Genomic DNA, 23,318 nt, shown 5'->3' with positions numbered 1-23,318 from the left:
GCACGGCCAAAACACACCGTGGCGGCACGTTGGGAACCGACTGTAGACGCCCACCCCTGCAACCGGCCAGCGTAGGCACCTCACACACCCGAGTGAGGTGTGAGTTCACCGGCGTCCGCTCCGGAGCGCGGGCACGAATTCCGACACACCCGTCGGGGACGATGACGATACGCGCGTTACTGACCAAGATGGGGGACGATGAGGTCACCGGGTGCCACGACCCGGTTACAACGCCCACGACATCGTCGAGGAGTGTCCCGTGTCCCAGCATGACGGCCAGCCGAGCATCTCCCCCCAGCGCGTGCGGGTCATTCGGGACGGGCTGGCCTCGCACCTGCCGGACATCGATCCGGAGGAGACCGAGGAGTGGTTGGATTCGTTCAACTCCGTGCTGTCGGCCAACGGCCAGCAGCGTGCCCGCTACCTGATGCTGCGGCTATTGCAGCGCTCACGCGAAGCCGGTGTCGGCGTCCCCTCGCTGACCAGCACCGACTACGTCAACTCGATCCCCACCGAGCGGGAACCGTGGTTCCCCGGCGACGAGGAGAGCGAACGCCGCTACCGGGCGTGGATGCGGTGGAACGCGGCGGTCATGGTGCACCGCGCGCAGCGTCCGGACATCGGCGTCGGCGGTCACATCTCCTCCTTCGCGTCATCGGCGAGCATGTACGAGGTCGGGTTCAACTGGTTCTTCCGCGGCAAGGACCATCCCGGGGGAGGTGATCACCTCTACATCCAGGGCCACGCCTCCCCCGGCATCTACGCCCGGGCCTTCCTCGAGGGGCGGATCGGTGCCGACCAGCTCGACGGTTTCCGCCAGGAGTACTCGCACGCCGGTCCCGGCGGGGGCCTGCCCTCCTACCCGCACCCCCGCCTGATGCCGAACTTCTGGGAGTTTCCCACCGTCACCATGGGACTCGGCCCCATGAACGCGATCATGCAGGCCCGGTTCAACCGCTACCTGCGGGACCGCGGGATCAAGGACACCAGCCAACAACACGTCTGGGCGTTCCTCGGCGACGGCGAGATGAACGAACCGGAGTCGCGGGGGCTGCTGCAGGTCGCGGCCAACGAGGAGCTGGACAACCTCACCTTCGTGGTCAACTGCAACCTCCAGCAGCTGGACGGTCCGGTGCGGGGCAACGGCAAGATCATCCAGGAGCTGGAGTCGTTCTTCCGGGGCGCGGGCTGGAACGTGATCAAGGTGGTGTGGGGACGCGAGTGGGACGCGCTGCTGCACGCCGACCGGGACGGCGCGCTGGTCAACCTGATGAACACCACCCCGGACGGGGACTACCAGACCTACAAGGCCAACGACGGCGCCTTCGTCCGGGAGCACTTCTTCGGCAGGGACCCCCGAACCAGGGACATGGTCCGGAACTACACCGACGACGAGATCTGGGGTCTGCGCCGGGGCGGTCACGACTACCGCAAGCTCTACGCCGCCTACAAGGCGGCCATGGAGCACAACGGTCAACCCACGGTGATCCTGGCCAAGACGATCAAGGGCTATGGGTTGGGCGCCCATTTCGAGGGCCGCAACGCCACGCACCAGATGAAAAAACTGACCCTGGACGATCTGAAGTTGTTCCGGGACAGTCTGCGGATCCCGCTCTCCGACGAGCAGCTCGACCGCGACCCGTACCTGCCGCCCTACTACCACCCCGGCCAGGACGCCGACGAGATCCAGTACATGCAGCAACGGCGTCAGCAGCTCGGTGGGTACCTCCCCGAGCGGCGGGTCAGGTCCAAGCCGCTGGTCCTGCCGGGCGACAAGGTCTACGACGTCATCCGACGCGGCTCGGGCAAGCAGGAGGTGGCCACCACGATGGCCTTCGTCCGACTGCTCAAGGAGCTGACCAAGGACGCCGAGATAGGTCCTCGGCTGGTGCCGATCATCCCGGACGAGGCCCGTACCTTCGGGATGGACTCGATGTTTCCGTCCCAGAAGATCTACAACCCGCTCGGCCAGTCCTACACGCCGGTGGACTACCAGCTCATGCTCGCCTACCGGGAGAGCGAGCAGGGGCAGATCCTGCACGAGGGCATCAACGAGGCGGGGTCGACCGCCTCGTTCATCGCGGCGGGCACCAGTTACGCCACCCACGGCGAGCCGATGATCCCGGTCTACGTCTTCTACTCGATGTTCGGGTTCCAGCGCACGGCCGACGACCTGTGGGCCGCGGGCGACCAGATGACGCGTGGTTTCCTGCTGGGCGCGACGGCGGGGCGCACGACCCTGGTCGGTGAGGGGTTGCAGCACGCCGACGGGCATTCGCAGCTGATCGCCGCCACGAACCCGGCCGTGGTCGCCTACGATCCGGCGTGGGCCTTCGAGGTGGCCCACATCGTCCGGGACGGGCTGCGACGGATGTACGGCGAGAACGCCGAGAACGTCTGCTACTACCTCACCGTCTACAACGAGCCCTACCAGCAGCCGGCAGAGCCGGATGACCTGGACGTGGACGCGCTCCTGCGCGGGCTGTACCGCTATCGGCAGGCTCAGGACCGCTCCGGGCCCGGCGCGCAGATCCTCACCTCCGGCGTGACCATGCCCGAAGCCTTGCGGGCGCAGGAACTGCTCGCCGAGGAGTGGGGAGTGCGGGCCGACGTGTGGTCGGCGACCTCGTGGACGGAGCTTCGCCGCGAGGCCGAGACCGTCGATCAGTACAACCTGCTGAACCCCGAGGAGGAGCCTCGTACTCCGTACGTCACCCGCGCGTTGGGGCAGTCCGACGGACCGGTGGTAGCGGTCAGCGACTGGATGCGGGCGGTGCCCGACCTGATCCAGCCGTGGGTTCCCCAGGAGATGGTCAGTCTCGGCACCGACGGCTTCGGGTTCTCCGACACGCGACCGGCGGCCCGGCGAGTTTTCCTCGTCGACGCCGAATCCACCGTGGTCGCCACGCTCGCGGCACTGGCCCGGCGTGGTGAGGTGGATTCGGCGAAGGTCGGCGAGGCCTGCCGCGAGTACCGCATCGACGACGTACGAGCGGCGGCACCGCAGCCCTCCGGTTCCGAGGAGTCCTGAAGCCGCACGGATCGTGACCGTCCGGCACGCGCGGGTACGGTCACGATCCGCACCACCCGTCACGAGCCGCCGGGAGGCCACTCCGCCATGTCCGCGCTGGCGCCGACCGAAGCGAAACACCTACGCCGGGCGATAACCCTGTCCCTGGAAGCCGCTCGGTCCGGAAACCGTCCGTTCGGGGCCGTGCTGACCGGAGCGGACGGTTCGGTGCTCGCCGAGGGTGGCAACACCGTCGCCACGACGGGCGATATCACCGCCCATGCCGAGTCGGCCGCCCTGCGCATCGCCGGCACCGAGCTCGGCACGGAAGCGTTGCACCGTACGACGGTGTTCGCCAGTGGCGAGCCCTGCCCGATGTGCACCACGGCGATGTACCTGGCCGGGGTCGAGCGAGTGGTTTTCGGGATGCCCCTGCCCCGTGCGAACGCGGCCTTCCCCCAGGACGCACGGAGCATGAACGTGCGTACCCGGGACGTCCTGGCGTTGTTGCCGCACGGGATCGAGGTGGTCGGTCCCGTGCTGGAGGACGAGGCTGCCGCCGCTTTCCCGGCGAACGCGTAGGACCACGTAGCGCCGGGGAGGAAATCACATCGTGCCCCCTTCGCGTGCTGGTGATGTCAACATCGTCCGTCGGTTTCCTCGGTTCGACCTCAGCTCACAGGCCGAGTCTCGGTGCCGGTTCCCGACCGAACGGCCTATCGAACACACGTGCGCATACAAGTAGAGTGTCGGTGACACTTGATAGACATGCGGGCAGCAAGGGCGACAAGGGGGTTGTCGGATGAACGACACGGACCGCGCCATTCTCGACTTCGAGAGCCAGTGGTGGCGCCATGCCGGCGTCAAGGAGCGGGACATCCGGGAACGCTTCGGGCTGACGCCGACCCGGTACTACCAGCGCCTCAACCGACTGCTGGACGAACCGGAGGCGCTCGAGCAGCATCCGACGCTGGTCAACCGCCTGCGACGACTGCGCGACTCACGCGCCGACGAACGCGCGGCGAGATCGGGCTAGGGCGGCAGCGGCGAGCTCCTCGTCGGTCTACGCCTGAAGTGTCGCCGGAGAGCACCGGGAGCGTTCAGCGACGAGATATCGTGCGACTGTTAGAGCCATGAGTGCGGGCAACGTGGACGAGCGCGGCGATGAGCAGGAGCAGGTGTCCCCCAAGACCCTGCGTCGATTGGAGCGCGCTTCGGGGGAGCTCGCCAACGCCAGCATCGAGGCGATCCAACAACGACTGCCCTGGTTCCAGCGCCTCCCCGCCGACCAACGGGCCAGTGTCCTGCTGGTGACCCAGACCGGCGTGTCGAACTTCGTGTCCTGGCTGCAGGATCCGACCGAGGCGATCAGGCTCACGGCCGAGGCGTTCCGAGCGGCACCGAAGGACCTCTCGCGCTGGGTGAGTCTGCGCCAGACCGTGGACATGGTGCGAGCCGCGATCGACGTGTTCGAACAGCGACTGCCTAGTCTGGCCGAGGACGAGCCCGAGCGCATCCTGCTCACCGAGTCGATCCTGCGCTACACCCGGGAGATCGCCTTCGCCGCCGCCACCTCCTACGCGGCGGCGGCCGAGGCTCGCGGAGCCTGGGACGCCCGGCTGGAGGCCCTGGTGGTCGACGGCATCGTGCGTGGGGATGCCGAGGAGTCGCTGCTGTCACGAGCAGCCGCGCTCGGCTGGGAGCCCGGCTCGGAAGCGACGGTGTTGATCGGCAACGCTCCCTCGGACGACCCGCCGACCATCGTGTACCAGGTGCGCAGCCGCGCCGCTCGGGCCGGACGGCCGGTGCTACTCGGGGTGCAGGGCTCGCGTCTGGTGGTCGTGCTCGGTGAGCCCTCCGACGACCGGGCGGGCCATCGGGCGGCGGCCAGTATCGCCGAAGCGTTCGGCGAGGGCCCCGTCGTCGTCGGACCGACCGTGTCGAGCCTGGCCGAGGCCCGCCATTCGGCCAACGACGCGATGCAGGCCCAGCGCGCGGTCGTGGCCTGGCCCTCGGCCCCTCGCCCGGTACCGGCGGAGGACCTGCTGCCCGAACGAGCACTCGCGGGAGATCCCGAAGCCGAGCGCCAGCTCGTCGAGGGGATCGTCATGCCGCTGTCCGACGCGGGTACGGCGCTCATGGACACCCTCGACACCTACCTGGAGGTGGGCGGTGTCCTGGAGACCTGCGCCAAGCAACTCTTCGTGCACCCCAACACCGTGCGCTACCGGTTGCGCCGCATCGCCGACATCACCGGCCGCACCGCCTCGAACCCCCGCGACGCGCTCGTCCTGCGGGTCGCCCTCGCGGTCGGCCGTCTGGCCAAGTCCCGCGGCCTGTGGTGAGCTGCCCGGACGGCGGAGGGCACCACCGCTTCGCTGTTCAGCGCACGAAGTCGAGCGCCCACCCCTCGGGCACGATGCGCTGTTCCGGATAATGCCACCCGAACTCCCCGGCCACGGCGAACAGCTCCGACTTGCTCAAGTGCCGGTAGCGGTCCCAGTACACCACCGTGCTCAGCCCGGACTCCTTCGCGTGCAGCTCCTTCCGCAACCGCGCCTTCCCCCGCCACCGCCGCAACGCCCGCACGAACCGGGGCGGACGAAACACTTCGGTAAATGCCAAACACACGGCGATAATAATTGCAGCCTGCATCAACCGAATTGATGCCGACTTAAATGTATCCAACATCAACCACCCTGCGCGATCTTGTTAGCATTAAAGCGAAAACGGCAAAAACTCCTCCGTGAAAACCGAATCCACCCACCTCGAAACCCTATGGTCGAGTTATTTCATAAATCATTCCCCGAGGGGAATCTCGGAGTTTTGCCCAACGCACGCACGCCACGCCATCGTGATCGTCCCGCGAAGAGCGCAGCCGCTCCCTCAACTCTTCCACCAGCCGACAAGCACCCCGGCGGCGAGCGATGAAGCGCTCAACCTGAAACCGAGCAACAAAGGAAAAAGCCGCCAACGCCCCGACAAGGAGCACCGTGTCGTTCATGGTGACAACCTCGATTCAAAGCAGTCCTGCAAAACACTCAGCCGCCGGGTTACGCTTCGATCGGCAACGTGCCCTCGAATTTCGAAACGACACGAGTCCGAGCATCTCGCGGGTGATCGCGAGACAATAGCCCCGGTCTTCCGGCGACTCGGCGCTCAGCGCGAGAGCAACCGTTCGATTACCGCCCGGAAACCGGACGAACGCCCCGACTCGAGCCGTTTGGCGAGCTTGCCAGCGACTCCTCGCTGACGTCGCGCATCGCGTCGAGCACCTGCCGGAGGTTCTCCGATGCCCGGTCGAGGTTTTCCTCCAGGGCGCCCAGCCCCTCGACGTCCACCTGAAAGTCCGTCGTCGCCCCTCAGCCCCGTGATCAAAGCGGGGGCAGCCTATCCGGTGGCTCATGCACGCGGAGTCGGGTCGACCACCTCCAACGCGTGCGAATGGTCACACCGCGAGACGCACGTTTGATCCTCTTGTCACCGGAGGGTGACAACCGACAATGATTCAAGTCCCGGTCACCTCGGCAGCACCACCCTGGTTGTAGACACTCCATAAATTTGAGGCGCCGACTTCGTCCGTGTCAGCATCACGTCATCCCCCGGACGACGTGTTCAGTGGCAGGCGTGATCGCACTTCTCGCCCCCGGCCAAGGTGCTCAGGCACCCGGAATGCTCAGTCCGTGGCTCGAACTGGACGGCGCCGAACAACGTGTCCGGACCTGGTCGGATGCCACCGGGCTGGACCTGGTGCGCCTCGGAACGACCGCCACCGAGGAGGAAATCAAGGACACCTCCGTCACCCAGCCGCTGGTGGTGGCGCTGTCGCTGATCGCGGCCGAGCAGCTGCACGCCCGGTTGAGCCTGCCGAGCGAAGCCCCGGTGACCGGGCACTCCGTCGGAGAGCTCGCCGCCGCGGCGCTGGCGAACGTGCTCAGCTACGACGACGCCGTCTCACTGGCCGGCGTGCGCGGGCGGGAGATGGCCGCGGCGTGCGCGCTCGAACCGACCGGCATGTCCGCCGTGCTCGGTGGTGACCCGGACGACGTCGTGGCCCACCTCGACCAGCTCGGCCTCGACCCGGCCAACCGCAACGGTGCCGGTCAAATCGTCGCCGCGGGCCGCAGAACCGCGCTGGAGGAACTCAGCGAGGACCCGCCCGACGGCGCTCGGGTGCGCCCGCTGCCGGTGGCCGGCGCCTTCCACACCCGGTTCATGGCTCCCGCCCGCGAGGCGCTCGACGACTACGCGCGCGAGATCAAGACCGTCGACGCGGACCGTCCGCTGCTGTCCAACGCCGACGGAGCGATCATGTCCGGGGCGACCGAGGTGATGCAACGGCTGGTCGAGCAGGTCACTCGCCCGGTGCGCTGGGACTCCTGCATGGCGGCCCTGGCCGAGCGCGGTGTGACCGCGACGGTGGAACTGCCGCCTGCGGGCACGCTGTCGGGCATGGTCCGGCGCGAGCTCAAGGGCACCAAGACCGTGGCCCTGAAGACCCCCGACGACCTCGACAAGGTCGCCGACCTGCTGGCCGAGCACGGCCGTGACGACTCCGGGAGCAATGCGTGACCAACCGAACCACCATGACGCTGAACAGTGGTCCCGCCGCCACCAGGCTCCTCGGTTCCGGAAGTGCCCAGGGCAATCGGACGGTCACCAACGACGATCTCGCCCAGCTCGTCGACACCAGCGACGAGTGGATCCAGCAGCGCGTCGGCATCGTCAGCCGCAGGCTCGGTGAGGACGACCAGACCGTGGTCAACATGGCCGTGGAGGCCGGCGCGAAGGCCGTCGCCGACGCGGGCCTCAGCCCGTCCGACGTGGACCAGGTGATCATCGCGACCTGCACCATGCCGGGACCGATCCCCAACGCCGCGGCGCAGGTCGCCGACCGGATCGGCATCAAGGCCTCCGGGGCTTTCGATCTCAACGCCGCCTGCGCCGGGTTCTGCTACGCCCTCAACGTGGCTTCCGACGCCGTGCGCGGGGGGACCGTGCGCCGCGTGCTGGTCATCGGCGCCGAGCGGTTCCAGGAGTGGATCGACTGGCAGGATCGCGCCAACTGCATCATCTTCGCCGACGGCGCCGGAGCGGCTGTCGTGGGTCCTGCCGACGAACCCGCCATCGGGCCGGCCTCGCTGGGCAGCGCGGGAGATCTCGTCGACACCATCTACCTGCGGGACAACCGCTACATCTACCAGGAGGGTCAGGCGGTCTTCCGGTGGGCGACCACTCAGGTCGCCCCGGTGGCCGCCGACGCCGTGGCACGGGCCGGCCTCGAACTGTCCGACATCGACGCGCTGGTCGCCCATCAAGCGAACCTGCGCGTCGTCGAGGCGATCGCCAAGAAGCTACAGAGCCAGGGTGCCCGTGACGACCTCGTGGTCGCTCGTGACATCGTGCATTCCGGCAACACCTCCGCCGCCTCGATCCCGCTCGCGCTCGACCACATGCGGTCTGCGGGCGAGATCTCCAGCGGGGATGTGCTGCTGCTGGTCGGTTTCGGCGCGGGACTGTCCTACGCCGGTCAGGTGGTGGTCTGCCCGTGACCGCGACCGACGCCCACACCGACTCCCCAAGCCCGACCGGGTCCGTCCGGTCGTCAGGCGTGAACAAGGAAGGAAACACCGTGCCGAACGAGGAAATCACCCAGGGACTGGCCGGCATCGTCGAAGAGGTCGCCGGTGTGGACGCCGAGGACGTGGCCGTCGAGAAGTCCTTCGTCGACGATCTCGACATCGACTCGCTGTCCATGGTGGAGATCGCCGTGCAGGCCGAGGACAAGTTCGGGGTCAAGATCCCCGACGACGAACTGGCCAACCTCAAGACCGTGGGCGATGCGGTGGACTACATCGCCAAGAACGCATGAGTGCGACCGATGTCGTGGTCACTGGGCTCGGCGCGACGACACCGCTCGGCGGTGACGTAGCGTCGACCTGGGACGGCCTGATCAGTGGACGCAGTGGCGTCGGCAAGAACGAGGCGGAGTGGGTCGACACCTACGAGCTGCCGGCCCGGCTCTCCGCGACGCTGGCGGTGGAACCGAGCGAGGTTCTGCCCCGCGTGCAGTTGCGGCGACTGGACCGGTGCGAGCAGATCGGCGTCATCGCGGCTCACCAGGCGTGGGCCGACGCGGGATTCGAGCTGCCCACCGACGAGCAGCAGCCGGTCGACCCGGACCGTCTCGGGGTGTCACTGGGCACCGGCATCGGTGGGCCGCTCACGTTGCTGGAGCAGAACGACCTGCTCCGGGACAAGGGATTGCGCAAGGTCTCGCCGCTGACCGTGCCGATGCTGATGCCCAACGGTCCGGCCGCGCACGTGAGCCTGGCGCTCAAGGCCCGTGCGGGCGTGCACTCGCCCGCATCGGCGTGCGCCTCGGGCTCGGAGGGCTTGGCCACCGGGCTGGAGATGATCCGGTCCGGGCGAGCCGACGTCGTGGTCGCGGGGGGTGCGGAAGCTTGCATCCATCCGATCACGGTCGCCGGTTTCGCCCAGTCCCGAACGCTGAGCACCCGTAACGACGCGCCGGAGGAGGCCTCCCGGCCGTTCGACACGGATCGGGACGGTTTCGTCATGGGCGAGGGTGCCGGTGTGGTCGTGCTGGAAAGCGCCGAGCACGCTCGGGCACGTGGAGCTCGCGTGTACGCGCGGCTGGCGGGCGCTGGCATCACCTCGGACGCCTACCACATCACGGGCAACGATCCGGAGTGTCAGGTGAAGGCGGTCCGGAGCGCGGTGCAGAACGCGGAGCTGACCGCCGACGAGGTGGGGCACGTCAATGCCCACGCCACCTCCACCGTGGTCGGTGACGTGGGTGAATCCACCGCCGTGCGCAAGGCGCTCGGGGACCACGTGGTGCTCACGGCTCCGAAGGGATCCCTGGGGCACCTGGTCGGTGGTGCTGGTGCGGTGGAAAGCATCGTCACCGTCCTGTCGCTGCACAACGGGGTGATCCCGGCGACGCGGAACCTGGACAACCTCGATCCGAAGGTCGAGCTCGACGTGGTGGCCGGAGAGCCGCGCAAGGTCGAGCTCGACGCCGCCGTCAACGACTCGTTCGGGTTCGGTGGGCACAACGTCGCGCTGGCGTTCACCCGTTCCTGAGCGCTGTAGCAGTACGTCAACCATCCGTCACCCGTGGAGGAGTCCGATGACCGCGCTGGCCGCGCGTCCCGACAGTGAGCGCGCCGAGCAGGATCCGCGTGACCCGCAGCTGCGGCTGGAGCAGCTGTTGGACGAGGGTTCGGTGGCGCCGTTGCACCCGCGGGACGCCAGTGGGGTGTATGCGGTGCGGGGACGCATCGACGGGGCGAAGGTGATCGTGTACTGCAGCGACGCCACCAAGAAGGGTGGTGCGCTGGGCTCCGAGGGGTGCGGGCACATCGTGGAGGCCATCGACACGGCGGTGCGGGAGCGGTGCCCGGTCATCGGCGTGTGGCACTCCGGAGGTGCTCGGATCCCCGAGGGAGTCGAGTCGCTGGACGGGATGGGTCAGATGTTCGCGGCGATGATCCGCGCCTCGGGCAAGGTCCCGCAGATCTCGGTGGTGGTCGGTCCGGCGGCGGGTGGTGCCGCCTACGGACCGGCCCTGACCGATCTGGTGATCATGGCTCCGGACGGACGGGTGTTCGTCACCGGTCCGGACGTGGTGCGCAGCGTGACCGGCGAGGAGATCGACCAGGAGGGTCTCGGCGGCACCGAGGCGCACGGGTCCAAGTCCGGGGTGGTGCACGTGGTCGCCCGCGACGAGCCCGACGCCTACGTCCGTGCCCGGCACCTGACCGGGATGCTGGCCCAGCCGGGACTGTTCGACCTGGCCTCGGTGCAGACCGGCAGCGACCTGCGGATGCTGCTGCCCGAGACCGCACGGCGGGCCTACGACGTCAAACCGGTGATCAGGGGCATCCTCGACACCGACGAGTTCGGGACCGCCGACTTCGAGGAGCTGCAGGCCAGGTGGGCGCCGAACATGGTCACCGGGCTGGGCCGGCTCGGTGGCCGCACCGTCGGCGTCCTCGCCAACAACCCGCTGCGCAAGGGCGGGTGCCTGGACTCGCTGTCGGCGGAGAAGGCCGCCCGGTTCGTGCGCATGTGCGACTCGTTCGGGGTGCCGCTGCTGGTCATGGTCGACGTTCCCGGTTACCTGCCCGGCGTGGGCCAGGAGTGGGGCGGCGTCGTGCGCCGCGGGGCGAAACTGCTGCACGCCTTCGGCGAGGCCAGCGTTCCCCGGGTGACCCTGGTGCTGCGCAAGTCCTACGGCGGGGCCTACATCGCCATGAACGCCCGCTCGCTGGGCGCGACCACCGTCTTCACCTGGCCCGAGGCCGAGGTCGCCGTCATGGGTGCCAAGGCCGCCGTCGGCGTGATCCACCGCAAAACCCTGGCCGCCACTCCCGAGGAGGAACGCGAAGCCCTGCAGGACAAGCTCGCCGAGGAACACCAGAAAGTCGCTGGTGGCGTCGACCGCGCCCAGTCCATCGGCGTCGTCGACGAGGTCATCGAACCCAAGGAGACTCGCCGCCGCGTCGCCGAAGCCCTGGCCGCCGCCCCCGCCGGGCGCGGCCACCACGGCAACATCCCGCTGTGATCGCGGTCGGCTCGGATCATCCGCTGAGGGGAGGCGGCGGCCGGTTTCGCGCGAAACCGGCCGCCGCCTCCCCTCAGCAGGGGCGGAACAGGGCGTTACCGGGATGTCCGACCCCGAGCCGCAGTCCTCCGGAGTACCGCACGATCGGGTAGACCGTGCGCCACCGCAGACAGCCCACCCGCATCGTCGACGGGGCGTCGGAGGGGTCCTGGACGCTGGTGAACGACAGCAACACGCGCAACGAGTCGTCGGGGCCACCGGTGATCCGGTGGATCCTGATGCTGCCGTCGGACGTGCTCTGGTAGTTCTCCAGCCACTGGTCCTTCGGTTGCTGCCGCTGCTTGGCGGGGACGACGGTCGTTTTCCACCGGTCGTAGCGCGTGACATTGACGGAGTCGAAGTAGGTCTGCAGCAGAATACGCACGGCGCCGTGATCAGGGTGCTCGGCGGCACCCTCGCTGAGCACCACGCGGGAGGACCCCGGTTGCTCCTGCGCGCGGGTGGGAGTGGGCGCGGGCTGCGCGGGGGCGTCCGTGGGCTGCCCGTAGCGGAGACGAATCGCGACTCCCCCTGCCACGGCCGTGATCAGGACCAAAACGACCAACGGCACCGTCCACTTCGGCCAAGCCGATCCGGAACGTCCGGGTGATGAGGTCGCAGGCACCCTTCGAGCCTGCCACACGCTGTCACGGTGACATCGACACCCGGGCGTTCCCGCGAGAACGCGGCGTTGCTCATCCCACGCTGTGCAGCCAGGTCACGGGTGCTCCGTCACCGGCGCGGCGGTAGGGTTCCAGCGCTTCGTCCCAGGCCGCCCCCAGCAACTGTTCGACCCGGTGCCGAAAGGCCTCGGCACCACGGCTGTCGGTCGCGATCGCGCGGAGCTGGTCCTCGGAAACCATGATGTCGCCGTTGGCTCCCGTGCGGGAACGCCACAGTCCGAGTTCGGGAACGTGGCAGCACCGTTCCCCGTCCACTCCCGGAGTGGGATCCTCGGTGATCTCGAAGCGCAGCATCGGCCACGCGCGCAGCGCGCTCATCAGCCGAGTACCGGTCCCCGGCTCGGCCGACCAGGTGCATTCGGCACGCAACTGCCCGGGAGCGGCCGGTTGGGCCGTCCATTTCAGTACGGTTCGGACACCGAGCGCTCCCGAGATCGCCCATTCGACGTGTGGACAGACGGCGGACGGCGCGGAATGCACGTAGACGACACCACTTGCCGGACCGCACGTAGGACCACGAGTGCTCACTGCTGACCTCCGCTGTTCGACGAGGGACGTCTTCCCCTACGACCTCGCGTCCCGACGGATCGACCAACGAGCGATCACTCGCCGCGCCATTCTGCACCGCCGACATCAGCGCGCGCCACACGAGACCTCCGCGGCCGTGTGCACCTCGAAAGCCCCGAGAGATCGTCCAGGACGGGCAGCGAGTTGCTCCGATACGGTGAAATCCCAGTTCCGGGGCGTAATACCGACTCGGACGAATATCACCGGTATGGCTCAGCGGCTCCGACGGGCGAGTGCGCAACACCATCCGAAAGGATGAATATCATGATCAGGAGCAGCTCGTCCGGCACCGCTCCGAACGTTCTCCCGTGCCATGCCCGGCCCCTCACATTCCATAGTTTTCCAGCAGCCGCAGCCACACCTCGCTGATGGTGGGAAACGGCGGGACCGCGTGCCACAGGCGTTCCAACGGCACCTCGGCGACCACCGCGATGGTCGCCGAGTGCAGCAGTTCGGCCACGTCCTGGCCCACGAAGGTCACCCCGAGCACGACCTTGCGATCCTCGTCGACGACCATCCTGGCGCTGCCCCGGTAACCGTCGGCGTGGAGAACCGCCCCGGCCACCGTCAGCTCCAGGTCCACCGTGCTCGTGCGGTAGCCCTCGCGTTCGGCCTGCGAACTCGTGCGGCCGACCGTGGCGACCTCCGGATCGGTGAACACCACCTGGGGAACCGCGCCGTGGTTGGCCGTCGCCGTGTAGGTGCTCCAGTCCGCGGCTCCCGTCACGTCGGTGCCGTCGGCCGCCGCCACGATGACGTCGGCGGCGATCCGTGCGGCGTACTTGCCCTGGTGGGTCAGCCGGGGCTGATCGGTCGCGTCTCCGACCACGAACAGCCACCTGCCGTCGACTCCCCGCACGAGGCCGTGATCGTCCACGGACAGCGGTTCGCCCGGCCGCAGACCCACCGTCTCGAGTCCGATCTCCTCGGTCCCGGGCCGGCGACCGGTGGCGACCAGCAAGCGCTGCGCGGAGAAGGAGGAACCGTCCTGCAACTCCAGCCGCACCCCGCCCTCCTCGGGAGTCACCCGGCTGAGGGAGGTGTCCGTCCGCAGGTGCACCCCGTCCTCGCGCAATCCCTGGGCGACCAGCTCACCGACGAATTCCTCCATCCCGTGCAGCGGCCGCGACCCGGTGTCGATCAACGTCACCTCACTGCCCAGCCGTGCCCACGCCTGAGCCATCTCAACTCCCACCACGCCGGCCCCCAGCACCGCGAGGCTGGAAGGGACCCGCTGTGCCGAGGTGGCCTCCCGGGAGGTCCACGGTTCGACCTGATCGAGTCCGGGGACCGGGGGGAGGTTCGGGGCGCTGCCCGTGCACAGCACGACCGCGTGGTTCGCGTCGAGGCGCAGCGCACCCTCCGCGCCCCGAACCTCCACGGCACGGTTACCGACGAGGTGGGCGTTACCCCGCACGACCTCGATCCCGGCCCCCTCGGCCCAGTCGACCTGCCCGGAGTCGTTCCAGTGCGAGGCGAAGGAGTCACGCCTGCGCAGAACCTCGTTCGCGTCCAGATCACCGCTCACGGCCTCGCGTGCGCCTCCGACGCGACGCGCGGCGGCGAGCGCGTGTCCCGAACGCAACAGTGCCTTGCTCGGCATGCACGCCCAGTACGAGCACTCGCCGCCGAACCGGTCCGTCTCGACCAGGACCACCGACAGTCCACCGCTCGCGCACCGCGCCGCCGCGTTCTCACCGACGGCGCCGCCACCGAGCACCACGACGTCGTATCGCTTCGTCTCCGTCATGGGTATCAGCCCAGTACATCCGCACGAGGCCGGCAACCCGACGGCGAGGTCACCCCCACAGCACGGCGGGTGCGGCGACGCAGTCTCCCGCGCACTTTGAGGGGACACCGCTGATGTGCGAACCGTCGACGAGCCACCGCCGTCCCCCCGCCGAGACCAGGTAGCGGCCCAGCAGGTCCGCCGAGAGACCGATCCGCCCCACGCCGCCATCGGAGGGGCCGACCTCGAACGGCGTGCCCGCCGCGACACGTTCCCCGCTGCGGGGATCGAACGTCGCGATGCGCATCGTGCCGGGACGGCAGTCGACCGAGTTCAACGCCGCCACTCCGGTCTCGGTCCAGGTGATCGCCAGCGGACCGCACTCCGACCGCAGCACCGGGGTCAGCGTGGTGGCCCCGGCAGCGGCGAACCGGACACTCGTAGCCCGAAGCGCGGAGTCACGTGACCTCGTCAGCACCGCGACCCCTCCCCGCGGACCCACCGCGAGATCCACCACCTCGACTCCTCGCGGAACGGTGATCCCGCGCGAGTGTCGTTCCCCGACGACGACCACCTCGTGATCGACGAGGTAACCGACACCACCCGCGCCGGCAGCCAACCCCGTGATCCGCTGCCCCGCGGGCGCCCGTTCGATCGTGCGTCGTTCTCCGTCCGGCATGATCTCGACGACGGCGGAGCGGTCGCGCTCGGCAGCGACCGCGTAGACGCGCTTGCCGTGAACGGCCAACGGGCTCGGTGACCGGCCGGGCACTCGGGACACCTCGCGAATCCGCTCACCGGAAGCGAGGTCGTAGGCGGCGATCACACCCGGGCGAGGCTGTGCGAGGTAGCTGTTCGGGGCCACACCGACCGGAGCGGGCACACTCCGATCCGCGGGCACGACCACCAGCGCCACCAGAAAAGCCCCCGTGGCCACGACCGCGACGGCCACCGCCGCGCCCAGCGGACGACGGGCGCGGCGCGAAAAGCGACGACGGCGGGTCGCGGCCAGCAACCGGGGCAGGGTGTCGGAAGCGGGCCGGACATCCTCGACGTAGCGGTGCAGTTCCTCGCGGACCATCTCGGCATCGGTCTCCGCCCGATTCTCCCCGTGATTCACACCCGCTCCCGCAGCATTTCCGACAATCGCGCCACACCGCGCGAACAGTACGACTTCACCGCGCCCCGCGTAACGCCCATCAGCTCCGCGGTGCGGAATTCGCTGAAGTCCGCGTAGTAACGCAGGACGACGGCTTCCCGTTGCCTGCGTGGCAACCGCGCCAGAGCGGCGCTCAGCACCGCACGGTCCACTCCCCGGCTGCTGTTGTCGGGCTGGGCGTCCGGCACGGCGATGCGCGGCTGATACCGCTTGGCCACCAGCCTGCGGCGCAGCACCGAACGGGCGCGGTTGAGCACCGCCTGACGCAGGAAGGCCAGCGCCTTGTCGGGGTCGCGCAGCCTCGAGCGGGAGTCGTAGACCCGGACGAAGGCATCCTGCACGATGTCCTCCGCGGAGGGGCGGTCGTCGACGAGCAGCGCGGCGATGCGGAGCAGTTGCCGGTAGTGCTGTTGGTAGAGGTCGGTGAGTTTGGCCGTCAGCTCATCCATGTCCGCCAACCCGTCGCTCGGCCGGGCGGTCACGGGCACGGCGATCGAAACCGTCACGTACCAGCACGACGCCCGAGACCCCCTTTCAGGTTGGCAACCGACATCCACTTTTTTCCATTCAACCAGTGCCGCCGACGGCTGACGGTACCGGCATCGACACCGATGCCGTCCGGTTCGGACGGACCGCTCCGGAATAACCGATCACGGACAGCGTTGTCCGAACAGGACCACACACTCCAGCGGGTCCTGCGGGGTGGCTTGCTCTAGTGTCGGTACGGCAAGGTCTCCAGTAGTGTCCCGCGAGAAGCTCGTGAGGAGGGAAGGCTCCTGCCCGGTTCTCGGGAGCGGGTAGGGCCGATCTCGGATGAAGTTCGGAATCTCCACATTCGTCACCGACGAGGGCATCGCCCCCGCCGAACTCGGCAAGGCCGCGGAGGATCGCGGCTTCGACTCGCTGTTCCTCGCCGAGCACACCCACATCCCCACCAGTCGCGAAACCCCCTACCCCGGTGGCGAACCCCTGCCCCGGATCTACTACCGCACGCTGGATCCGTTCGTGAGCCTGACCGCGGCGGCGACGGCGACCGAGAACCTGCTGGTGGCCACCGGGATCGCCCTGATCATCGAACGTGATCCCATCGTCACGGCCAAGGAGGTCGCCAGCCTCGATCACGTTTCCGGGGGACGCGTGATCTTCGGGGTCGGCGCGGGATGGAACCGCGAGGAAATGCGCAACCACGGCACCAACCCGGCCCGCCGGGGCGCTCTGATGGACGAACGGATCCGCGCCATGCGCGCGATCTGGTCCCAGCAGGAGGCCCAGTTCCACGGCGAACACGTCGACTTCGATCCCATCTACTCCTGGCCCAAGCCGGTGCAGCAACCGCACCCGCCGATCTACGTCGGCGGGGAGAGCGCGCGTTCGTTCGCCCGCGTGGCCGAGTACGGCGGTGGGTGGCTGCCCCGCGCCGGAACCGAGAACCTCGCAGAGCAGATCAAGCAGGTCCGGGACCAAGCCGGGTGGCGCGTCCCCGTCTCGCTGTACGCGGCTCCGGACGATCCCGCCAGCGTCGACGAGTACGAACGGGCCGGAGTCGACCGGATCCTGTTCTCCCTGCCGACCGAGCCACGCGACGAGACCCTGCGGCAGCTCGACCGGATGAGCGGCCTCATCCGCGGGTAGGAACACATCCGCGTGGTGGTCACGTCGCCGGGCGGGCCACCACGCTCCCACCGGACACACCTGGTGCTTCGCCGGACACGCATGCCTCCGCTTCTCCCGCATGATGGTGAACCCGCCCGAAGGACTGGACAACCGGGCCCGTGAAGTCGATCCTCTTGACGGTCGTGCGGTTGATCGCACGGCTGTGTGGACATTGAAGGAGACCGGGCGCGGTGGCAGAAACGACGGAAGCGACGTCGACGAAAGAGACGTCGAGAAAACGAAGGATGAGTCCCGGCGAGATCGTCGTCTGGGCACTCGTGGCGGTCTTCGGGGCGGTCGCCTGGGGGTTACTCGCGCTCAGTCGCGGGGAGGAGCTCTCGGCGGCGTGGCTGGTCTTCGCCGCGGTGGCCTCCTACGCCATCGCCTACCGCTTCTACGCGCGCTTCATCGCACGCCGCGTGTTGCGCGTGGACGACAACCGAGCGACACCAGCCGAGCGGTTCGACAACGCCACCGACTTCCAGCCGACCGATCGCAGGGTGCTGTTCGGTCACCACTTCGCGGCGATCGCGGGAGCGGGTCCCCTGGTGGGGCCGGTGCTGGCGGCCCAGATGGGGTACCTGCCCGGCACGATCTGGATCATCGTCGGGGTCATCTTCGCCGGGGCCGTGCAGGACATGGTGGTGCTGTTCTTCTCCACCCGGCGCAACGGCCGCAGCATCGGCCAGATGGCCAGGGAGGAGATCGGCCCGGTCGGCGGTGCGGCCGCGCTGATCGCCGTACTCGCCATCATGATCATCCTGCTGGCGGTGCTGGCGCTGGTGGTCGTGGGCGCGCTGGAGGACTCGCCGTGGGGTGCCTTCTCCATCGGGATGACCATTCCGATCGCGCTGTTCATGGGCTGCTACCTGCGCTACCTGCGCCCGGGCAGGATCATCGAGACCTCGGTGATCGGTATCGCCCTGTTGCTGCTGAGCATCATCGGCGGCGGTTGGATCGCCGACTCCGCGCTGGCGGAAGCGTTCACCCTCACCGGCAACCAGATCACCTTCTCCCTGATCATCTACGGTTTCGTCGCCTCGGTGCTGCCGGTGTGGATGCTGCTGGCTCCGCGTGACTACCTCAGCACCTTCATGAAAGTCGGCGTGATCGTGATGCTCGCCGTGTCCGTGGTGATCGCGATGCCGGTCATGCGGTTCCCGGCCGTGACCGAGTTCGCGATGAACGGTCAGGGGCCGGTGACCGCGGGATCGCTGTTCCCGTTCGTGTTCATCACGATCGCCTGCGGTGCGCTCTCCGGCTTCCACGCACTGGTGTCCTCGGGCACGACGCCGAAACTGGTCGAGAAGGAGTCCCAGGTTCGGATCCTCGGCTACGGCGGGATGCTCACCGAGTCGTTCGTGGCGATCATGGCCCTGGCGGCGGCGTGCATCATCGACCCGGCGCTGTACTACGCGATGAACATGCCCGATCCCGTACTGGGTGAGACGCTGCGGTCGGCCTCGCAGGCCGTGGCCGGGATCGGTTTCCAGATCACGCCCGACCAGTTGGCCGCGGCAGCCGCCGCCGTCGAGGAGGAGACCCTGGTCGGCCGCAGCGGAGGTGCCCCCACCTTGGCGCTGGGCCTGTCGCAGGTGTTCTCCGACGTGGTCGGGGGCGATTCCCTGCGGGCGTTCTGGTACCACTTCGCGGTCATGTTCGAGGCGCTGTTCATCCTGACCACCGTGGACGCCGGTACCCGCGTGGGGCGGTTCATGTTGCAGGACACCATCGGCAACGTCTGGAAGAAGTTCGGCGACGTGAGCTGGAAGCCGGGGATCTGGATCTCCAGCGGGCTGATGGTCGCCGGCTGGGGCTACTTCCTGTGGGCCGGGGTCAACGATCCGCTCGGGGGCATCAACCAGCTATTCCCGCTGTTCGGCATCGCCAACCAGCTGTTGGCCGCCGTCGCCCTCACCGTGGGCACCACGATCCTGATCAAGAGCGGCCGGGCCAGGTACGCCTGGGTCACACTGGTGCCCCTGGCCTGGGACATCGCCGTCACGCTCTCGGCGAGCTGGCAGAAGGTCTTCTCCGCCGATCCCGACATCGGCTTCTTCGCCCAGCGCGCCCAGTACCAGACCGCCATCGAGGAGGGACGCACGAACCTGGGCTCGGCCAAGAGCCTCGAGGACATGCACCAAGTGGTGTTCAACAGCACCCTCGACGGCGTGCTGAGCATCCTGTTCGCCCTGCTGATCATCGTCGTCCTCGTGGACGCGATGCGGGTCTGGGTCAAGGCGCTGCGCGGAAACGAACCGCCCACCAGCACCGAGGCGCCCTACGAGGAGTCGCAGCGGTGGGCGCCCTCCGGTCTGATTCCGACCGCCGAGGAACGTCGGATCCGGCGAGAGCACGCCGAGCAGGAGCAGGAGCAGGAAACGGTCGGAGCCGGTAGTTGAGTTCGCCTGCGATGTTGTCCAGGCTGCGCGCTGGTCTGCGCGCAGCCTGGCAGATCGCTCGTGGCGTCGTCGGGGAAACGGCCTACGAGCGCTATCTCGAGCATCACCGGATCCATCACCCCGACGAACAGCCGCTCGGCGAGCGCGAGTTCTGGCGCCGGCACATCGACCGCGGGGACCGCGATCCCGGGGCGCGGTGCTGCTGATACCGGTCAGGCCTCGATCAACGGCAGGGGAAAGCCGACGGCGCCAGCGAGTTTGGACAAGTCGGCGGGGTCTGAAGTCACCACGGTCGCGTCGTGCTCGATCGCGGCGACCACCACCGCCGCATCCACCACGTCACTGGTGCCGCTCAGGCGCAACAAACGACCCACCGAGACTGCGGTCTCCTCGGTGAACGGCACCACCCGAGAAGTCTTGCGGAGTTTGTGCATCGGATACTGCCGAGGATCTTGGCGCCACACCTGAGCGAAAGCGACAGCGGGCAAGAAGATGTCACGACCGGTCTCAAGAGTCCTCGGTATCCGCTGAATCACGGCACCGTTCGGCAGTGACTCGACCTTGATCGGCACCCCGACGTCGAGCACGAGATCGAACCTGGCATTCATCCGGCAAGCCGCTCCCCTGTCTCGTGCCACTCTGTTTCCTGCGACTCTGTTCCCTGAAACGGTGCTGACAGCATCGCCGGAGCTGCCAATCGCTTTTGTTCATGGTCCGGGGCGGGCGGCTGCCAGAACCCTGCCTGCTCCAGCTCGTGTTCCACAGCAGCGACGGTCTCCGCGTCAGGCTCTCCGAATTCCTCGAAGTACTCCTGAACCGCCGCCCGCGCCGCGTCCCGTCCCGCTGCCTGCTCGGCCGCCCTGGACAGCCATGCCGACAAGGACATGCCATCGCGTTCGGCCGCCTGCGTGGCCTTGTCGGCGACTTCTTCGTCCAACGAGATGCTCGGTTTCTTCACCACCGCGCGGTCAGCATAAGCCGCCAGTACGACTCCGGGAGCACTTGACACGCATCGTCACCAATTGAGCACCTCGCGAACGGGCGGCCTCGTGGCCACCGAAGTTTCGTGCCGTGACTTCCACTGGGCAGAAGCTTGGGGTCGTGTCCTGCACCGCTCACCCTGAGAGGCTCAGGTCACTACCGACGAAGAAGGAGCAACGGATGCACACCCAGGTCGCGATCGTGGGAGCGGGACCAGCAGGAACGCTGCTGTCGCACCTGCTGCACCTGCAGGGCATCGACTCGGTCGTCCTGGAACGCCGCAGCCAGGAACACGTCCAGCAACGCGTCCGCGCCGGAATCCTGGAGCAGGGAACGGTCGACCTGCTGCGCGAGTCCGGGGTCGGTGAACGACTGGACCGCGAGGGCGACGTGCACCACGGTGTGAACATCCAGTTCGACGGTGAGCGCCACCGCATCCCGCTGAGCGACCTCACCGGCGGCCGGACCGTGACCGTCTACAGCCAGCGCGAGGTGGTCAAGGACCTCACCGAGCGGCGCCAACGCGACGGCGGGGAGGTGCTGTTCGAGGTCGACGACCTCACCGTCGACAAGATCGACACGGAGCGGCCGGTGGTCCACTACACCCACGAAGGCCGCACGCAGGAACTGACGTGTGATTTCCTCGTCGGGTGCGACGGGTTCCACGGCCCGTGCCGACAGGCGATTCCCGCCGAGTCCCTCAGCGTCTACGAGCGCGTCTACCCCTTCGGGTGGTTGGGCATCCTGGCGACGGTACCGCCATCCACCGAGGAGCTGATCTACTCCAACCACGAGAACGGCTTCGCCCTGCACAGCCTGCGCTCACCCGAACTGAGCCGGCTGTACCTGCAGTGCGACCCGAACGATCCGATCGAGCAGTGGCCGGACGAGCGGATCTGGGCGGAGTTGCAGACCCGGCTCGGCAGTCCGGGATGGACCCTCCAGGAGGGCCCGATCATCGACAAGAGCGTCACGGCATTACGCAGCTTCGTCGCCGAGCCCATGCGCTACGGTCGCTTGTTCCTCGCCGGGGACGCCGCACACATCGTTCCGCCCACCGGGGCCAAGGGGCTCAACCTCGCGGTGTCCGACGTGGAAAGACTGGCCCGCGCGGTCACCGACTTCTACGGCACCGGCAGCACGACCGGACTCGACACCTACTCCGAGGACTGCCTGCGTCGAGTCTGGAGGGTTCAGCACTTCTCGTGGTGGATGACCTCCATGACGCACCGCTTCGAAGGACCGGACGCCGCGTTCGACCGGCGACTCCAGCGTTCCCAGTTCGAGTACCTGCTGCACTCGCCGTCGGCGGCGACCACCCTGGCCGAGAACTACGTGGGACTCGCCAGCATCTGAACCCGCGCCGGTCGGCACCGCACTGGTGCCGACCGGCCCCGCCCGCTCGCGTTCGTAAAACAGCACCAACCGCTTGGCTAACCGCATTTCGGACACTTGGGCGTTCCACCGCCCTGGGGGGGAATCAGGGGACTTCCACAAGTGGGGCACATCGATAGGGTCACTCCTGTTCGTGATGCACCTCCGGACATTCCTCATCCATGACCGCCTCCACCCAGAGGTCCGTGCGCTCGTCCTGCCGGGTGATCGAGACGTAGATGCTGTCGCCACGCGAGGCCGTACTCTCGTCCGCGGCCAGGTCGTGATCGATGTGCCTGCCGTCGGCCATGTGCCCCCATCCGGCGTTCTCGCCGAGCAGCTTGACCGCCGTTCGCGGCGAGTGCTCGCGGGTCCTGTCCGCGAGCCATTCGGCCACGGACCTGGGGCTGAACAGAGTGACGTCAGGCTCGCGAGCGAGCCGGGACACGCGTGTCGACTGCCCCTGCTCATCCCGCTTCTCGCTGTAGGCGTGCCAGTGCTTGCCCAGCCGCCGCCACTGGTCGAAATCCTGCATGCATCGCTCCGTTCGCGGTCGCGGGTACGGCACCTTCCCTCTCCGAAGGCTCGGGAACCAGCGAGCATCGGCCCGCCGGGAGAATCGATACAGCATCGACGATCTTGACCTCGTAGCGGGTGGCTTTCGCGGTGTCATATTCCACCGCGCGCGAGAAGGCGTCCGCCGCGATTGGAAGCACGAAAACAAGAAGCGAGAATTGCTCACCAAAAACGCACCGTGGCAAGTTAATTCTTTCGAGTCAGGTATGTCCCGAACGGGAGCGCATCGGCGGATTTCGGCGTGTGACCGTTCGTCCGGTCCTCGGGCGGAGTCCCCGCTCCGGTTTCGGCGGCGGCCCGCGTCGCCCACCGCAGCCAGGCTCCGGTACCCCCGAAACAGGTACCGACGGATACCGGCGACCGTAAGCCTGGAGAGCCCGATGAACACGTACACCGATCGCGGCAGCGAAGCCTCGCGGACCCTCGCGCCGGGGTGCTTCGCACTGCTCGCCGTGTTCTGCTGGTCGACCGGTGTGGTCCTCTACGGGCTCACCAGCGCTCTCGTGCTCAGCAGACCGGTGTTCTACGACCTGCGAGGTCGAGCTCACCCGG

At 68.1% G+C, this 23,318-nt stretch carries 23 protein-coding genes; 13 read left to right on the top strand and 10 right to left on the bottom strand.

Annotated features, from left to right (window positions below):
- Positions 1 to 259 precede the first annotated feature (259 nt).
- The 4 genes from aceE to FHX42_RS13875 all read left to right on the top strand — a co-directional run bounded on the left by aceE (position 260) and on the right by FHX42_RS13875 (position 5,355).
- Positions 260 to 3,031: a pyruvate dehydrogenase (acetyl-transferring), homodimeric type gene (gene aceE, locus FHX42_RS13890; protein WP_182544676.1), complete on the top strand. Its 2,772-nt coding sequence runs from the start codon at positions 260 to 262 to the stop codon at positions 3,029 to 3,031.
- A gap of 87 nt (positions 3,032 to 3,118) precedes the next feature.
- Complete coding sequence (locus FHX42_RS13885; protein ID WP_182544675.1) at positions 3,119 to 3,592, top strand: nucleoside deaminase; 474 nt, start codon at positions 3,119 to 3,121, stop codon at positions 3,590 to 3,592.
- 220 nt (positions 3,593 to 3,812) lie between these two features.
- Positions 3,813 to 4,046 carry a DUF3263 domain-containing protein gene (locus FHX42_RS13880; RefSeq protein ID WP_182544674.1) on the top strand — a complete coding sequence of 78 codons (234 nt, stop codon included), beginning with the start codon at positions 3,813 to 3,815 and terminating at the stop codon, positions 4,044 to 4,046.
- Positions 4,047 to 4,143: 97 nt separating this feature from the next.
- Entirely contained in the window at positions 4,144 to 5,355 is a 1,212-nt protein-coding gene (locus FHX42_RS13875) for a PucR family transcriptional regulator (protein ID WP_182544673.1), read from the top strand.
- Positions 5,356 to 5,392: 37 nt separating this feature from the next.
- On the opposite strand, the gene FHX42_RS13870 is transcribed toward FHX42_RS13875, so the two are convergent.
- Together FHX42_RS13870 and FHX42_RS13865 are read right to left on the bottom strand one after the other, a co-directional pair.
- Entirely contained in the window at positions 5,393 to 5,635 is a 243-nt protein-coding gene (locus FHX42_RS13870; RefSeq protein ID WP_182544672.1) for a hypothetical protein, read from the bottom strand.
- 557 nt (positions 5,636 to 6,192) lie between these two features.
- A complete protein-coding gene (locus FHX42_RS13865) occupies positions 6,193 to 6,351 on the bottom strand; it encodes a hypothetical protein (RefSeq protein WP_182544671.1) in 159 nt (52 codons plus the stop codon).
- 286 nt (positions 6,352 to 6,637) lie between these two features.
- Here FHX42_RS13865 and FHX42_RS13860 point away from each other — a divergent pair, with 286 nt between their 5' ends.
- The 5 genes from FHX42_RS13860 (at position 6,638) to FHX42_RS13840 (ending at position 11,603) form a co-directional block, all read left to right on the top strand.
- Positions 6,638 to 7,582 (top strand): ACP S-malonyltransferase, encoded by a 945-nt coding sequence (locus FHX42_RS13860; RefSeq protein WP_182544670.1) that lies wholly within the window; start codon positions 6,638 to 6,640, stop codon positions 7,580 to 7,582.
- A gap of 14 nt (positions 7,583 to 7,596) precedes the next feature.
- Positions 7,597 to 8,562, top strand: coding sequence for a beta-ketoacyl-ACP synthase III (locus tag FHX42_RS13855; RefSeq protein ID WP_182544859.1), 966 nt, complete (start codon positions 7,597 to 7,599; stop codon positions 8,560 to 8,562).
- Between the two features lie 80 nt (positions 8,563 to 8,642).
- Positions 8,643 to 8,882: an acyl carrier protein gene (locus FHX42_RS26640; protein ID WP_182544858.1), complete on the top strand. Its 240-nt coding sequence runs from the start codon at positions 8,643 to 8,645 to the stop codon at positions 8,880 to 8,882.
- Positions 8,879 to 10,120 carry a beta-ketoacyl-[acyl-carrier-protein] synthase family protein gene (locus FHX42_RS13845; protein WP_182544669.1) on the top strand — a complete coding sequence of 414 codons (1,242 nt, stop codon included), beginning with the start codon at positions 8,879 to 8,881 and terminating at the stop codon, positions 10,118 to 10,120. Before FHX42_RS26640 ends, FHX42_RS13845 begins: the two co-directional genes overlap by 4 nt.
- Before the next feature lie 46 nt (positions 10,121 to 10,166).
- Positions 10,167 to 11,603 (top strand): acyl-CoA carboxylase subunit beta, encoded by a 1,437-nt coding sequence (locus FHX42_RS13840; RefSeq protein ID WP_182544668.1) that lies wholly within the window; start codon positions 10,167 to 10,169, stop codon positions 11,601 to 11,603.
- A gap of 73 nt (positions 11,604 to 11,676) precedes the next feature.
- Here the strand turns inward: FHX42_RS13840 and FHX42_RS13835 are convergent, their stop codons facing one another.
- The 5 genes from FHX42_RS13835 to FHX42_RS13815 form a co-directional block, all read right to left on the bottom strand.
- Positions 11,677 to 12,213, bottom strand: coding sequence for a hypothetical protein (locus FHX42_RS13835; protein ID WP_328796111.1), 537 nt, complete (start codon positions 12,211 to 12,213; stop codon positions 11,677 to 11,679).
- A 124-nt stretch (positions 12,214 to 12,337) separates the two neighbouring features.
- Complete coding sequence (locus FHX42_RS13830) at positions 12,338 to 12,853, bottom strand: DUF3145 domain-containing protein (RefSeq protein WP_182544667.1); 516 nt, start codon at positions 12,851 to 12,853, stop codon at positions 12,338 to 12,340.
- A gap of 364 nt (positions 12,854 to 13,217) precedes the next feature.
- Positions 13,218 to 14,642: a dihydrolipoyl dehydrogenase family protein gene (locus FHX42_RS13825; RefSeq protein WP_182544666.1), complete on the bottom strand. Its 1,425-nt coding sequence runs from the start codon at positions 14,640 to 14,642 to the stop codon at positions 13,218 to 13,220.
- Between the two features lie 49 nt (positions 14,643 to 14,691).
- Positions 14,692 to 15,741, bottom strand: a complete 1,050-nt coding sequence (locus tag FHX42_RS13820) for a hypothetical protein (protein ID WP_182544665.1) — start codon at positions 15,739 to 15,741, stop codon at positions 14,692 to 14,694.
- A complete protein-coding gene (locus tag FHX42_RS13815) occupies positions 15,738 to 16,286 on the bottom strand; it encodes a SigE family RNA polymerase sigma factor (protein WP_328796110.1) in 549 nt (182 codons plus the stop codon). Before FHX42_RS13815 ends, FHX42_RS13820 begins: the two co-directional genes overlap by 4 nt.
- Before the next feature lie 307 nt (positions 16,287 to 16,593).
- Between FHX42_RS13815 and FHX42_RS13810 the strand changes: the two genes are divergently transcribed.
- The 3 genes from FHX42_RS13810 (at position 16,594) to FHX42_RS13800 (ending at position 20,041) form a co-directional block, all read left to right on the top strand.
- The gene (locus tag FHX42_RS13810; RefSeq protein ID WP_182544664.1) at positions 16,594 to 17,412 is read left to right on the top strand and encodes an LLM class F420-dependent oxidoreductase; all 819 of its coding nucleotides are present in this window, start codon (positions 16,594 to 16,596) and stop codon (positions 17,410 to 17,412) included.
- A gap of 266 nt (positions 17,413 to 17,678) precedes the next feature.
- Positions 17,679 to 19,835: a carbon starvation CstA family protein gene (locus FHX42_RS13805; RefSeq protein ID WP_182544663.1), complete on the top strand. Its 2,157-nt coding sequence runs from the start codon at positions 17,679 to 17,681 to the stop codon at positions 19,833 to 19,835.
- The gene (locus tag FHX42_RS13800; protein ID WP_235987289.1) at positions 19,832 to 20,041 is read left to right on the top strand and encodes a YbdD/YjiX family protein; all 210 of its coding nucleotides are present in this window, start codon (positions 19,832 to 19,834) and stop codon (positions 20,039 to 20,041) included. The genes FHX42_RS13805 and FHX42_RS13800 overlap by 4 nt, the downstream gene beginning before the upstream one ends.
- 6 nt (positions 20,042 to 20,047) lie before the next feature.
- On the opposite strand, the gene FHX42_RS13795 is transcribed toward FHX42_RS13800, so the two are convergent.
- Complete coding sequence (locus FHX42_RS13795) at positions 20,048 to 20,443, bottom strand: hypothetical protein (RefSeq protein ID WP_182544662.1); 396 nt, start codon at positions 20,441 to 20,443, stop codon at positions 20,048 to 20,050.
- A complete protein-coding gene (locus FHX42_RS13790; protein WP_182544661.1) occupies positions 20,440 to 20,796 on the bottom strand; it encodes a hypothetical protein in 357 nt (118 codons plus the stop codon). Before FHX42_RS13790 ends, FHX42_RS13795 begins: the two co-directional genes overlap by 4 nt.
- Before the next feature lie 200 nt (positions 20,797 to 20,996).
- On the opposite strand from FHX42_RS13790, the gene pobA reads away from it, so the two are divergent.
- Complete coding sequence (gene pobA, locus FHX42_RS13785; RefSeq protein ID WP_182544660.1) at positions 20,997 to 22,172, top strand: 4-hydroxybenzoate 3-monooxygenase; 1,176 nt, start codon at positions 20,997 to 20,999, stop codon at positions 22,170 to 22,172.
- A gap of 160 nt (positions 22,173 to 22,332) precedes the next feature.
- Here pobA and FHX42_RS13780 read toward each other — a convergent pair whose 3' ends face one another.
- Positions 22,333 to 22,725: a hypothetical protein gene (locus FHX42_RS13780; RefSeq protein ID WP_182544659.1), complete on the bottom strand. Its 393-nt coding sequence runs from the start codon at positions 22,723 to 22,725 to the stop codon at positions 22,333 to 22,335.
- Positions 22,726 to 23,318: the final 593 nt, after the last annotated feature.

The sequence above is a fragment of the Halosaccharopolyspora lacisalsi genome, from assembly GCF_014137975.1.
GTDB lineage: Bacteria > Actinomycetota > Actinomycetes > Mycobacteriales > Pseudonocardiaceae > Halosaccharopolyspora > Halosaccharopolyspora lacisalsi.
The sequence above is the reverse complement of the archived record's forward strand: the minus strand, read 5'-3'. Positions and strand labels throughout refer to the sequence as shown.

What these genes read in the sequence shown, in the direction of transcription:
- FHX42_RS13885 (WP_182544675.1), top strand. Translation starts at nt 3,119, where the DNA reads ATGTCCGCGCTGGCGCCGACCGAAGCGAAACACCTACGCCGGGCGATA.
- FHX42_RS13880 (WP_182544674.1), top strand. Translation starts at nt 3,813, where the DNA reads ATGAACGACACGGACCGCGCCATTCTCGACTTCGAGAGCCAGTGGTGG.
- FHX42_RS13875 (WP_182544673.1), top strand. Translation starts at nt 4,144, where the DNA reads ATGAGTGCGGGCAACGTGGACGAGCGCGGCGATGAGCAGGAGCAGGTG.
- FHX42_RS13855 (WP_182544859.1), top strand. Translation starts at nt 7,597, where the DNA reads ATGACGCTGAACAGTGGTCCCGCCGCCACCAGGCTCCTCGGTTCCGGA.
- FHX42_RS13845 (WP_182544669.1), top strand. Translation starts at nt 8,879, where the DNA reads ATGAGTGCGACCGATGTCGTGGTCACTGGGCTCGGCGCGACGACACCG.
- FHX42_RS13840 (WP_182544668.1), top strand. Translation starts at nt 10,167, where the DNA reads ATGACCGCGCTGGCCGCGCGTCCCGACAGTGAGCGCGCCGAGCAGGAT.
- FHX42_RS13825 (WP_182544666.1), bottom strand. Translation starts at nt 14,642, where the DNA reads ATGACGGAGACGAAGCGATACGACGTCGTGGTGCTCGGTGGCGGCGCC.
- FHX42_RS13810 (WP_182544664.1), top strand. Translation starts at nt 16,594, where the DNA reads ATGAAGTTCGGAATCTCCACATTCGTCACCGACGAGGGCATCGCCCCC.
- FHX42_RS13805 (WP_182544663.1), top strand. Translation starts at nt 17,679, where the DNA reads ATGAGTCCCGGCGAGATCGTCGTCTGGGCACTCGTGGCGGTCTTCGGG.
- FHX42_RS13795 (WP_182544662.1), bottom strand. Translation starts at nt 20,443, where the DNA reads ATGAATGCCAGGTTCGATCTCGTGCTCGACGTCGGGGTGCCGATCAAG.
- pobA (WP_182544660.1), top strand. Translation starts at nt 20,997, where the DNA reads ATGCACACCCAGGTCGCGATCGTGGGAGCGGGACCAGCAGGAACGCTG.
- FHX42_RS13780 (WP_182544659.1), bottom strand. Translation starts at nt 22,725, where the DNA reads ATGCAGGATTTCGACCAGTGGCGGCGGCTGGGCAAGCACTGGCACGCC.